The following is a 13,580-nucleotide window of genomic DNA, read 5'->3' on the forward strand; positions in this document are numbered from 1 at the left end:
CTGGAGCCTTCTCGACGGCCTAAGCTTGTCGGCAATGGGGACGAGGGGAATGGGGGCCTCTGGCGTTTGGGTGTGACAAGCTCCCCTGCGGGATGCATGGGGGTAGGGCTAAAGGTACTAGGCTCCACCTTGTCATTGTGAGGAGCAAAGCGACGTGGCAATCTCATCTTTAGCCTCCTTGCAGCTTGTGCCAATGGGAGACGAGAAAAACGGGCTTGTTACCGTTGGTGGTGCTAAACTCCCCTGCGGGGTGCACGGGGGGAAGGCTAAAGGTGCTAGGCTCATATTGTCATTGCGAGGAGCAAAGCGACGTGGCAATCTCATCTTTAGCCTCCTTGCAGTTTGTGCCAATGGGAGACGAGAAATGGGCTTGTTGATGCTGGTGGTGCTAAGCTCCCCTGCAGGGTGCACAGCTGGATAAGTAGTTAAGTAGTTTCGCTGAATTCAAACAAATGAAAAGCCAGGCACCGAAAGAGTGTCTGGCTTTTGTTCATCATTCTAGGAGGTTTTGTCATGCGTGCTTTCCGTAGTATCAGTATTGTTCTAATTGCTTTGCTGTTGATGCCTTATATTGCTTTTGCGGCTCCGGCTCCTGCCGCTGCTGAGGCACCGGCAGTGCTTAAAGTCCGGTTCAGCCAAGCGCCCGGTCAATCGCGGATTGTGCTGGATATGACAGCTTTTCCGGATTACAAGGTAAAAGTAGAAGAAGACCCATTGCGGCTGATTATTGATTTACCATCAACGGCTAATAAAACCGGGCTGCCTCAGGTGCTTGTCAACAATTCGCTTGTATCCACAATCCGGCTGGTTCAGGGAGATGGCGGTAAGCTTCAAATTGTGGTCAATTTAAAAGAAGCAGTACTGCACAAGGTCTTTACTTTAGTCAACCCAAACCGGCTTGTTATTGATGTTACCCGGTTTGTTGAGCAAAAGGTGCAGACTCAAATTGCACCAGGCGTAGCGTATACTTCCTGGTTCAAGGCCCGTTCAGCAGGTCCGGTCAGCGCACATATTTTGGATGTGAGTCCCCAGGCGGGATTTGTGCTGCAGCCAGTCTTATCGAACGGACTGGTGAGCGGACTTGATTCGGTCAGCTCTATGGCTCGGAGTAGTAAGGCAATTGCCGCGGTTAATGGTTCGTATTTTAGTCTGTCCGGCGAGATTATTGGACTAATGAAAGTAAATGGGACACTTGTCAGCACTCCAGAACTAGCGAGAACTGCTCTGGGTATTATGGCTGACAAATCTGTGCTGATGGAGCAAGTCGCTTATCACGGATTTGTTCAATTGCCTGATGGCAGTCAGGTACCCATTAATGGGATTAACCGTGAGCGAGGACAGGATGAGTTAATTGTATATAATGGATATTATAATGAGGCAACAGGTACAAACGGCTTTGGTATCGAATACATAATAAGTAATGGCATCGTTACGACTGTAAGCAGCTCGAATACGCCGCTGTCGGCCAATACGGTAGTGTTGTCTGCTCATGGGAAGGCAATGAAGGCACTAGCTGCTTTAAAACAGGGGGATGCTGTAACGGTTAAGCATACGCTGGGCGAAGAATGGGATAAGACGGTACATGCGATTGGTGCTGGCCCCATGCTCGTTCATAATAACAGTGTATTCCTTACTACCAAGCTTGAGGAATTTGGTGCTGATGTGGCAGGCGGGCGTGCTCCCCGTACGGCAATAGGAGTTACGAAAGAGGGGCATATTCTCTTAGTAGTAATTGATGGCCGCCAAACGGCTAGCGTTGGTATGTCGCTTTTGGAACTGGCACTGTTTATGCAGGAGCTAGGAGCTGTTGATGCAATGAATCTCGATGGTGGCGGCTCTAGTGAGATGGTAATTAATGACAAGGTAGTCAACATTCCCTCCGATGGCCGGGAACGCAAGGTGGGGAATGCCCTTGCCGTTATTTCGGCTACGCTTGCTAATTAGTGCAAAAAGATTATAATAAAGGTATAGCATGGAGGTGATAGTATGCTTCCCAGTAAAAGAAGTATTTTATTAGTAACGCTGATTTTAGTTATATCTGTTACAGCTTGGGTTATGGCTGCCGGTCAAACAGTAGATCACCGCAGCGTTCTGTCCGGTCATGTACTGAGCGTTGTTAATCCGGGTGCAACTGTGCAGGAAGGAACGGTACTTGTTGTTGTTGGTACTCTCACGGGGCCCATTCCAGCGGCACGTGCTACAACAGATGGAGTTGTTAAGGAAGTGCTTGTAAAGCCTGGTGATATCATCCGTCAAGGGGATTTGGTCGTTCGTATTGAAGCGGCTCAAAAATAGAGAGGATGAGTGGATTGTCAATTGTACTTATTTGGCGCCGGTTGCTCACAGGAATACTGGCGCTGTTGTTTTTATTACCGGCAGCGGCTGTTTTTGCTGCCGACATAATGCCTGTGGATCAGGTTAAGACAGGGATGCATGGCATTGCCAAAACAGTAGTAACAGGCAGTAAAATCGAAGAATTTGGTGTAGAAGTGCTCGGTATCATGAAGGATAAGGGACCGTCGGGCGATCTTATTCTTGTACGTGTATACGGAGATTTGATTGATCGTACTGGCGGCATTGCGCAAGGGATGAGCGGCAGTCCTGTCTACATTGACGGCAAACTTGTCGGAGCTGTTGCCTATGGCTGGTCACTTACCGACCACAAGGTGGGCATGGTTACTCCTATTCAGGATATGATGAAAATATGGGATATAACCGCTCCTTCCAATGTTCCTTTTGTACAGCAGGTATCGGAAGAGCTAGAGCCGGTGGCAACGCCGCTGATGGCTGCCGGATTTAGTGATCAAGCCATGAATATGTTGAAAGAAAAACTAAAACCTCTTAATTTTGTTCCCTATGCTGTAGGCGCAGGATCAGAAGAGAATGCCCCGGAGCCTTTGCAGCCAGGCAGTGCTGTTGGTGTTGAGCTGGTAAGGGGCGATGTCAGTCTGGGTGCTTTGGGAACGGTGACCTATGTGGAAGGAGATAAAGTTCTGGCTTTTGGCCATCCTTTCATGAAAAAAGGAAATACCAATCTCTTCATGACGAATGCACAGATCTATACCACAGTTAGTGGTCTGGAGAATTCATTTAAAGTAGGCACTACGGGACAAATGGTCGGGATTATTAACCAGGACCGTGGAGCTGGTGTCGCAGGGGTTACCGGACGGTATCCGGTAATTGTGCCTATGCGGATCATGGTGCATGATACGAATACCGGCAACAGCCGGGATGCTGCCGTTCAGATTGTACAGGATGAACAATTGACGCCTGTGCTTGCGGCAAGCACTGTTTTCAGTGTGATTGATAAGACTCTTGACCGGGTAGGAGCAGGTACGGCCCGGGTAAGTTTTGAGATTACCGGCAATCAGGCGCCTGTAGAGTCATTAAAACGGGAGAACATGTTTTATACTGCCGGAAATATTGGTGAATTGGCAATCGCTGAGCTCCATGAGGCGCTTACTATGCTCTTAAGCAACCAGTATAATCCGGTTGATATTATTGACGTAAAAGTCAATGTCGGTATCGACAGCGAACGCAAGACAGCCGCGATTACCGAGGCAAGAGCTGCTGTGGCTGCTGCCCGCCCGGGGGATACTGTACCAATCACTGTAAAATTGAAACCATTTAGGGGCGAACCCATTACGCGAGTAGTGAATTTCGTTGTTCCGAAGAATCAGCCAGCAGGCCCATTGACCTTGGAGGTCCGGGGCGGTGGGATGGTCCCTCTCCTTTACATTTTAAAAGGGCAGGGAATGGACAGTGAGCTGATTAAGTTAACCAGGAAGCAACAGTCCTTCGCTGAGACGGTTGCCGAACTGGCAAACCGGGATCGCAATAATGATCTGGTAGTAGAAGTGATGGATATGAATTTTGAAGGTCTTGCCGAAGGCGGCATGATGCCTCAGACTGGCAAGGTGAAGAAGCCGGCAGTTGAACTGGAGCCTCAGCTTTCCCAGCTTGCTAAAAAAAGCGGCGACAGTAAAAACAAGTATTTTACCACAACTGACTATATCATTGAGAGCGATACTCAGGTAATGCTGCAAATTGTAACTGACGAAAAAAAGTAAGTAAGTAAGGGGCTGTAGCACTAAGAAATTAGTGCTGCAGCCTTTTTTTATCTCTTGGCATGCGAACGTGAATCTCGTATCCTCTCCGTTCTTTGTGTTCGTATCTCCCGACCGTTACAAAAATTGCCGCCCCGCAGGGTGGAAGCAGATCTTCTTGCGTATAGAAATTCCGATTGTTTGAGCGCAGCGAGTTTCGGAATTTTAGCAAGGAGGTCTGCTTCCAAGGCCATTTTTGTACAGGTCTTGATCTTTTGGTACTTTTGCATCAAGGTAAAAGTACAGAACCGTTATATTTCCCTCTTAACAAAGAAGCCAGTATTATAACAGCTTTACGGCAATGTAACTCCATGGATAATGCCTGGGTTCGTCCTTTTGTCATCGAAACAAAAGGACCAAAAATTCTAGGCCTGTCTTCCAATAGCCTTGGAGAATTACCAACTTACTAAAATTCGTAAACTCACTTCGCTCAAACAGCACGAATTTCTTAACGTAAGCTGGCAATTCTCCATCCTGCGGAACGGCTATCTCCAGAAGGGCCGATAAGAACGTTAGAACCAAGAACGAACCGTATTGAGCCGTTGTATTTCTCTCTTAACAAAGAAACCGAAATATTATACTAATATTTGCATCTTAATAACATCAGAGAAGCAAAAGTGGAGCTGCCTTAATAGCCCCACTTTTGCAGGGTAAAATCCACCAGCTCCGAAAAAAGGGGTTTAGCAGGGAATTGTCCGTAAAGTATGGAATAAAACCAAGTAAATGAAATAGTAATGTATTGCCGCTATGTGCTGCAGCGGATAGGGGGAGCAAAAATGATCATAGCATTGCTGGAACAATTGGGGCACATGGTACTGGTACAAATGGAAAGAATGGGCCGCGTTGTCTTGCTGTTTGTTGAAGCGCTCATGCATTTGCGGCGACTAAACGTCCGGCATTGCCTGCAACAGATGTCGCACTTAGGCGTAGACTCACTGCCTATTGTAATGTTGACAATGCTGTTTACCGGTATGGTCATGACGTTGCAGAGTGCCCAGGAATTTATTAAATATGGTGCTCAGTCTTCGGTAGGAGGCGTCGTATCGATTGCTATGGGCCGGGAATTGGCACCGGTGCTTACGGGGGTAGTCGTTGCCGGACGTGTGGGAGCGGCGATAACAGCGGAAATCGGTTCCATGAAAGTCACAGAACAGATTGATGCCTTGCGCGTTATGGCCACTAATCCCGTTGCATATCTGGTGGTGCCCCGGCTGGTAGCGTGTGCGCTCATGATGCCTATATTAGTCGTATTTGCCGACTTAATTGGCACAATCGGCGGCTACCTAGTAGCTACTCTCCATGCTGGTATCGGTTCTTTTACGTATTTACAGTCTATTAAAGTATTTACTGTGATTAATGACATAACGGGCGGAATGGTTAAATCCATGTTTTTTGGTGCCATTATTGCCATAATTGGCTGCTATAAAGGCCTGACAACGGCTGCAGGGGCTGAAGGAGTGGGGAAAGCCACTACCGGTTCAGTAGTAACCTCCATTATTCTTATTTTTATCAGCAATTATTTCTTATCATTGGTACTATACCGATAGTAACCTGCCGAAGAGGTGGAACATGATTAAATTAAGCAACATTCATATGAATTTTGGCGGCAAAAAAGTCCTAGACAATATTAATCTGGAAATTGCCGAAAAAGAGACAATGGTTATTATCGGACCAAGCGGTTCAGGTAAGAGTACACTGCTGCGCCTGATCATCGGTTTGCTGCGTCCTACCAGTGGTCAAGTATGGATTAATGACCAGGAAGTCACTGCTATGAGCGAAGACCAATTAAATGAGCTTCGCCGCCACATGGGGATGGTCTTTCAATATTCGGCATTGTTTGACTCGATGACGGTAGGGGAAAATGTAGCATTTGGGTTACGGCAGCATACCGATTTGACTGAAGAGGAAATTTCTTCAGTAGTCAGACGCAAATTGCGTATGGTGGGGCTGTGGGGACAGGAAAATGTTATGCCGAATGAACTGTCAGGCGGTATGAAAAAAAGAGTCAGTCTAGCCCGGGCTATTGCCCTTAATCCCAAAATTGTGTTATATGACGAACCCACTGCCGGACTTGATCCGGTTAAATCCAGTGCGATTGACAGATTGATTAGCAGTACAAAACGGATGCTGGGAGTTACATCAGTCGTAGTGACGCATGATATGAACTCTGCCTTCACTGTAGCCGACCGGATTGCTATGATCTATGACGGTCAGATTATTGAAGTGGGGACGCCGGAAGAATTTCAACAATCGGTTAATCCGAAAGTGCAGCAATTTATTCACGGCTGGAAATCGCCGGGATTACCGGTCAAAAGGAGGCAAAAAGCATGAATATGTCAACAGAAGCAAAGGTCGGTGCAGTAACGCTGATTGCTCTCCTCTTGCTTGGCTTTATGGTAGTGCATATTGGAGGTTTCAGCTTTGGCGATAAAGGATATCCTGTTCAGGCTGTCTTTAGCCATGTAGGCGGGTTAAAAGAGGGCAATGTTGTCCGGTATGCCGGAGTAGATGTGGGTCGGGTACAGCAGGTGCAAATTATTCCGGAGGGAGTCAAGGTCCTGCTGATTATTAACCCTGACACAAAAATTCCTGAAGGCTCTCATTTTACCATTGGTACTGACGGCTTGTTAGGGGAGAAGTTTATTAATATAGCTCCACCGCCTAAAAGCTCTGGTTTTATTGGCCCTAATGCTCTTGTGAAAGGCGAGGAGCCCCAGGGACTGGACACTCTTATCACCAATGCTGATAAAGTCTTAGCGGATATTCAAAAACTGGTACAGTCGTTGAATGAAGTTATCGGTGATGACAAAGTGAAGGCGGCTCTCAAAGATTCCATGCTCAATTCAAAGGAGATTACTGCCAACCTAAATCGCTTAAGTGCCTCTCTTGCCCGTATGGCAGAGTCCAATGAACAGGACACGCACACCATGATTACGAATCTGGCAGCGATGTCGCAGTCGCTGCGCGATGTTGCCGGCAGAGTGGACAACATGATGACCAATATCGATAACAACGGTCAGACGGCTGCTGACTTACGGGAAATGATCAGCAATTTGAAGACAACTAGTTCCCGTGTCGAAAAAATGGCTGCATCTCTGGAAGGAGTAGTGACTGATCCGGAAAGCTCCCGGAACATCAAAGATACGTTGAAAAATGCACGGGAAGCATCGGAAAAGGCAAACAAAATGTTAAATTCGGTAAGTGATATTGAAACAGAAGTCAACGCTGAATTACTCTATAATACAGACAGCGGCAAATACCAGAGCAATGCTGATGTTAAAATCAGTACTTCACCAAAAGACTTTGCCGTTGTTGGTGTAACTCATATCGGAGAGAATGAGAAACTTAACTTGCAGGTTGGCAAGACAAATGGTTCTTTTGCCAGCCGTGCCGGTATTATGGAAGGTAAGGCAGGGATTGGCTTTGATGCTAATACCAGTGGCCCTCTCAGACTGTCGGTGGATGTATATGATCCCAATGATGTGCGTTATAAGCTGCGAACAGAGTTCCAGTTAGCGCCCGATATCTTCGTCGTTGGCCAAAGGACGAAACCCGATCGTGAGGGCGAGACAGGGAGTTACGTTGGCCTTAGACATACTTTTTGATTGACACTGAAAAATGATTGGACATATAATGGAAATAGACTGCTGACTAATTAGTCATTTTGTAGGGGGAATAGTACATGATCAAACAGAAAAATTGGAAAAAGCGCCTTACTGCTGCTTTAGCTGGTGGCGTTTTTATACTTAGCACAGCAGCTGCATGGGCCGCTCCGGTAGAACTGACACTGGATGAAGCTGTCGCTTTGGCACTTCAGAATAATTCGGATATTAAAATTTCCGAATCGGAAAGAGAAAAGGCTGACTGGGCGGTAAGTGAAGCCAAGGCAGGCAAAAAGCCATCGGTAAATTATAATTTTACCGGATCATACACTGATTCTAATGCTACCAAACTTAATGGTAACAAAGAAAACTATGATAACAAAATAGCATTGACCTTGCCACTCTATACTGGCGGCAAAGTAGAAGGCTCCATTGAAGCTGCTAAATTAGGCTTAAAGTCGGCTGACCTCGGCATAGAAAAAGCTAAACAGCAAATAAAACTGGACGCAACTACCGGTTATTTCAACATTTTACAAACCGCCAATTTAGTGAAAGTTGCCCAGGAATCAGTTGATGGCTTAACCGCACATTTGAAAAATGTCCAGGCTCAATATGATGTAGGCACTGTAGCCAAATCAGACATGCTGCGCTCTGAAGTTGAACTGGCCGATGCCGATCAAAAGTTGATTATCGCAAAAAATAATCTTGAACTGGCAGTAGCCAGCTTTAACAACGTCACTGGCTTACCGCTTGAAACGCAAATAAATCCTAAACAGTCCGCATTGGCTTATGTGGCCAATAATCAAACGCTGAATGACAGCATTACCTATTCTCTTGCCAACCGGCCGGAGGTAGCCCAGGCTGATGCCAATGTGGCAGTTGCTAAACAACAAATTAAAATTGCCGGTGCCGATAAAAAACCAACAGTTTCCTTAACCGGCTATACCGACTGGTATGACAAAGACTTACCGGGAACAGACAATGATAATTGGGGTGCCAGTGTAACCGCCAGCTACAAACTGTTTGACTCGGGATTGGCCAAATCCAAAGTAAAACAAGCAGATGCAGGGTTGGACAAAGCAACCGAGCAAGCCCGCCAGTCCCGCGACAGCGTTCAACTTGAAGTACGGCAGGCATTTCTCAATATGAAAGAAGCGGAAAAACGCATTGAGACAAGCAAAGTAGCGGTAGATAAAGCCGAAGAAGATTTCAAGATTGCTCAAGTCCGCTATAGCGCCGGTGTAGGTACCAATCTGGATGTAATTGATGCGCAGCTGGCACTTACCCAGGCGAAAACAAATAATATTCAAGCTCTTTATGACTACAATACCAGCAAAGCGAAGCTGGATAAGGCCATGGGAATACCTGTAAAATAACGTGAATAGCCGGAAATTTTCCGGCTATTTTTAATTTGAAATACCTTTGAATTCTGTATGTTATCTTCCAGTTATTGCTGTATAGACCAGGATTTACCGGAGACAATAAAAGCGACAGAATAGTTTCCAGAATTAGGGACAAGGACATCCTCAAACAGCGTCGAATTTAATTTAATATCTTTGTGTAGGAGGCGGAACATGCGTTATAAGGCTTGGCTGCTATTACTTGCAATCGTTGTGACCATTGGCGCTGCTTTCTGGACTAGCCAAAGTGAAAATGTACTTGGCAGGGCGCAGAACGCGCTTGTTGAAGAAATGAATAAAATGCTGAATGGTCAAGTAACGTTTAAACGCCTGGAGATTACTTCTTTTCGATCAGCAGTTCTTTATGACGCTGTTATTCAGGACAATCAAGGACAAATTGTTGCTTCTGCCGCAAAAGTAACGGCCAGGTTCGATTTATGGGCTGCCTTGCAGGGAGAAGTGGCATTAGCAGCCATTAAGGAAGTGGAGTTAAGCGAACCGGGTTTATTTCTCGTCAGGCAAAGCAACGGACTTTGGAATATAGAGCAATTGCTGAAAAACCAGAATAATCAGGAAATGTCCTTTGCTGGTTTAATAAAATTAACAAACGGCCAGATCCATCTCTTGCATGACGGTGTAACCTATACGGTTGCTGACATAAACGGATCTTTTAATTTCATACATAAACCGGCTGTTGCTTTTTCTGTCGCAGGGACTTTTCAGGGGGAGCCGATCGTCGCAGAAGGCTCGGTGAAAAGCAAGGACAGCCTGTTTGCCCGGTTAAAAGTCAGTGGGCTGGATCTGACTACTCTTAAGCCGATGCTGCCGGCGGATCATTCGATTGTTGTTCATAGCGGACAGCTTGAGAATGTGACGGCAACGGTGCGGCAGGAGCAAGGTGTGCTTGCATATGCCGGAGAGGCGCAAGTTCACAAGCTGGCGGTTGATGCCTCGGGAATCTCCGTCAAAAATGGTGAGGCGAGCCTGACGTTTACCCACCAGAATTTATATCTTTATCAGGCTTCCGGCACGGTCAACGAACAGCCGGTACAGGGACATGGCCGTATTACCCTGGATACTTCCGAGCCGGTACTCGATTTGGCGGTTCAATCTGCCGGTATTGATCCGACTGCTTTTGATAAATCCCTGCCAGTGAGCGGAAAATTTGCTGTTCAGGCTACCGTCCGCGGTCTGGCAACAAATCCCGAGGTACAGGGTGAGATCGTGCTGGAAAAGGGGTCCATTGCCGGTGTAACGGTTGAAGAGGCTAAAGGCAGTGTGCTTTTGTCTGACGGCTTGCTCACGCTTAAGCGCTCTGCCGGTAAAACACTGGGCGGTGCCGTTACGCTGGAGGGGCAGCTGGATACCGCTACCCGGCGTTATCAGGGACGGGTGCGGGGAACTGGTATTGACAGTTCACAAGTACCGGGAGTCCCGGTACAGGCAGCAGGTCGTGCCGATTTTGATGTAATGTTGGACGGAGAGGACTTTTCCCAGCCTGCTATTAGCGGCACGGCAGTCATCAAGCAGGGGCGCTGGAATGCGCTTGCTATTGATGAGGTGGCCACTGGCTTTAGCTGGTCAGGTAAATCGGCTATTATTGATTATTTGAATATTACGGCCGGACAGGCCAAAATAACAGCTAAGGGAAGCATGCAGGATGAACAGCTGGCGCTTACTCTGCTGGGGCGGTCAATTCCGCTTGGTCTTATTGGTGCTCAAACATCAGCCGACATGAGTGGGACGCTTGATTTTGAAGGCACTGCAGGAGGCAGTCTGAGTCATCCGGTCCTTACTGTTGATTTTAAAGCAAGAGACGGTCAGGTACTGCAGCAGCCTTTCTCGTCTGCAGCGGGTACGTTACTGCTAACCCCCGATCAGCTGAAGATTGAACAAGCGACAATTGTCAATCGAAATACGACCCATAATTTGGCTGGAACGGTTGAATTAAGCGGCGATCATCCTGTTAACCTGGTGCTTGTTACCAAAGCGGCCCGAGCCGAAACGCTTATTGCGATGCTAATGCCTGGTGAGCAATTAACGGGTAATGTAGATAATGAAGTGGTGTTGACTGGTTCGCTTGCGGACCTAAATGCTCAGGGGCATTTCAGACTGTATGACGGCAGCTTCCGTGGGCAGCTGATTTCTAGTATTGAAGGGCGCTACCAGCGGCACCAGGGTGTTATCAGCCTCGAAAATGTTGTGCTTCAGTCCCTCAATACCGAAGTACAACTGGCAGGTACGATCTCTGCAGATCAACAACTGAATTTTAACCTGGCAGCAAAAGATATTGAATTAGCAAAACTCAGCCATACAGCTGGGTATCCAATGTCCGGCAAAGCAAGCTTTGTAGGACATCTTGGCGGAACGGTAGCCTCACCCGCTTTTGAAGGACAGCTCACGGCAGATAAACTGGTGCTTAACCGGCAGGAGATAACCGGTATTAACGGAACCGTTTACTCCGACGGTAACCGCATTCACATTAGTCATTTTGGATTCAAGCAAAATGAGGGGGCTTTTGCTTTTACCGGCGGTATGGAGCTGGCGAGTGATACCATTTATGGAACAGTCACAGTGGAAAACGGCCAACTGGGGAGTCTGCTTACGATGCTGAATTCGCCGGTGAAAGAAATTGACGGCAAGCTAAATGGCAGCATTGTAATTGGCGGGACGCTCGATAAACCGGATATTGCGGTGCAGGGCAACCTGCTGGCAGGCAAAGTGAAAAATTATCCCCTTGATAATATTGAGATGGATATTGCTCTGAAAAATGAAGTTGTAACAATCAATACATTTTCTGCCAAGCAAGGCAGCGGCATACTGGTAGCACGTGGTACAGCTAATCTCAATGGTCCGGCTAACCTGGAAATCGGCGGCAGGGACATTGATGCCGGGTTGCTGACAGCATGGCTGGACTCTACTGTCGCGACAAGCGGCAAATTAACCTTTAGTGCCGAAGTAACCGGTCAGACTCAGGATCCTCAGATGGCCATATCGTTGCAAATTAATGATGGAAAAGTAGCTAATGCCAGTTTTGATGAACTTTACGGGCTGTTCACAGTGAATAAAGGCAGCATTCATGTCAATCAGGTGATGCTGTTAAAAGGTCCATATAAGGCTAGCGCGTACGGACTTGTTCCCATTGCGGCTCTCAATAAAGAAGGCCGGGCCAAGGCCTCGGCTGTAGATCAAATGAATCTGACCGTTACGCTTGATAAAGCAAACTTAAGCATTTTACCAATGCTGACTAATGAAGTATCCTGGGCAGTGGGCGATACAAAGGGGCAGCTGAAAATCGGTGGAACCTTGTTTGAACCGACTGTTACCGGACAATTTTTAGTTCAGGATGGTACCATTAAATTTAAGTCGCTCGGTCAGCCCATCCAAAAAGTGGCGGTTGATATTCAGTTCGAAGGTGATACAATGAATATTAAAGCCTTCAACGGGTCAATGGGGGGAGGATCTTACAATCTCACCGGGCAGATCGGCTGGCAGGGACTGACTTTGACGGATTATGATGTGGTGCTTACGCTTGAACGCTTAGGGGTGGAGCATAAGTATTTTAAGGGTCCGCTGCAAGGGAAACTGCAATTGACCACAAATAGAAGGGGCCGTCCGCTAGTGGCAGGAAACCTGTTATTTGAGAATGCAACAATTGATATACCGCTGATTCCGGATCTGGAGGCTAGCGATCTGAATGTGGCTCTTGACCTGGAGGTTGTTGCGGGAAAACGCGTTCGGTTGTATAATAGTTATTTGTATGACATTATGGCTGAAGGTAAAGTGAAATTTGGTGGCAGTACGCAGCGGCCGTCAACCTCAGGACGGATCAGTGCCGTCAGGGGAACGGTAAGCTATTTGCGGACATCGTTTAAAATTAAAGATGCTGTGGCTGATTTCACGCAAGTTGGTTCTTTTATGCCGGTTTTGCGATTGGACGCTTCTACACGTCTGGAACAAACAACAATCAATCTGGCAATAACTGGACCGGTTCAGGAAATGGAAATGAAACTGACTGCCGAGCCGCAGATGAGCCAGCAGGAGATCTTGTCACTTCTGACACTCAGAAGCCATTACTTTGATAATAAAAATGGTAATGACGGCCGGGATAGCGGCTTAGGACGGGATGAAATCGTCGGTCTTCTGGATGCAGGATTGCAGATGCGGTTTATTTCCGAGATGGAAGGGGCTTTCCGCAAGGCGTTCGGTATTGATGAGTTCCGCGTTGTCCGGGGGACTCTTGCTCCTGATGACAATAAAAAAGACCACACAATTGACCGGGAAGTATATAATCTGGAAGTAGGTAAGTATATTACGGACCGGCTGATGCTCAGTTATACCATGGGTGTTGATCACGATGAGAGAAGTATGGGCTTCCGTTATGATCTGAGCCGGCGGTTTAGTGTCACGGCATCCCGTGATAACAAGGATCGTAACCTGTTTGGCTTAGAGGCGCGATTTACCTTCTAGAG

General features: G+C 47.1%; 9 protein-coding genes. All 9 read left to right on the plus strand.

What is annotated here, in order from left to right:
• Window positions 1-154: 154 nt before the first annotated feature.
• The 9 genes from RTR76_RS06935 to RTR76_RS06975 all read left to right on the plus strand — a co-directional run bounded on the left by RTR76_RS06935 (window position 155) and on the right by RTR76_RS06975 (window position 13,578).
• Window positions 155-421: a hypothetical protein gene (locus RTR76_RS06935; protein WP_312518364.1), complete on the plus strand. Its 267-nt coding sequence runs from the start codon at window positions 155-157 to the stop codon at window positions 419-421.
• A 92-nt stretch (window positions 422-513) separates the two neighbouring features.
• Complete coding sequence (locus tag RTR76_RS06940; RefSeq protein ID WP_312518367.1) at window positions 514-1,944, plus strand: phosphodiester glycosidase family protein; 1,431 nt, start codon at window positions 514-516, stop codon at window positions 1,942-1,944.
• Window positions 1,945-1,986: 42 nt separating this feature from the next.
• Entirely contained in the window at window positions 1,987-2,295 is a 309-nt protein-coding gene (locus tag RTR76_RS06945) for a biotin/lipoyl-containing protein (RefSeq protein WP_312518370.1), read from the plus strand.
• A gap of 14 nt (window positions 2,296-2,309) precedes the next feature.
• The gene (locus tag RTR76_RS06950) at window positions 2,310-4,070 is read left to right on the plus strand and encodes a SpoIVB peptidase S55 domain-containing protein (protein ID WP_312518373.1); all 1,761 of its coding nucleotides are present in this window, start codon (window positions 2,310-2,312) and stop codon (window positions 4,068-4,070) included.
• Between the two features lie 812 nt (window positions 4,071-4,882).
• Window positions 4,883-5,653, plus strand: coding sequence for an ABC transporter permease (locus RTR76_RS06955; RefSeq protein ID WP_312518376.1), 771 nt, complete (start codon window positions 4,883-4,885; stop codon window positions 5,651-5,653).
• Window positions 5,654-5,675: 22 nt separating this feature from the next.
• On the plus strand, window positions 5,676-6,437 hold the full coding sequence (locus RTR76_RS06960) for an ABC transporter ATP-binding protein (RefSeq protein ID WP_312518378.1): 762 nt from the start codon (window positions 5,676-5,678) through the stop codon (window positions 6,435-6,437).
• Entirely contained in the window at window positions 6,434-7,711 is a 1,278-nt protein-coding gene (locus tag RTR76_RS06965; protein WP_312518381.1) for an MlaD family protein, read from the plus strand. The genes RTR76_RS06960 and RTR76_RS06965 overlap by 4 nt, the downstream gene beginning before the upstream one ends.
• Before the next feature lie 77 nt (window positions 7,712-7,788).
• Window positions 7,789-9,084 (plus strand): TolC family protein, encoded by a 1,296-nt coding sequence (locus tag RTR76_RS06970; RefSeq protein ID WP_312518384.1) that lies wholly within the window; start codon window positions 7,789-7,791, stop codon window positions 9,082-9,084.
• 198 nt (window positions 9,085-9,282) lie between these two features.
• Window positions 9,283-13,578: a translocation/assembly module TamB domain-containing protein gene (locus tag RTR76_RS06975; RefSeq protein ID WP_312518387.1), complete on the plus strand. Its 4,296-nt coding sequence runs from the start codon at window positions 9,283-9,285 to the stop codon at window positions 13,576-13,578.
• The last annotated feature ends 2 nt before the right edge of the window (window positions 13,579-13,580 follow it).

The organism is Anaerospora sp. (assembly GCF_032013335.1).
GTDB lineage: Bacteria > Bacillota > Negativicutes > Sporomusales > DSM-15969 > Anaerospora.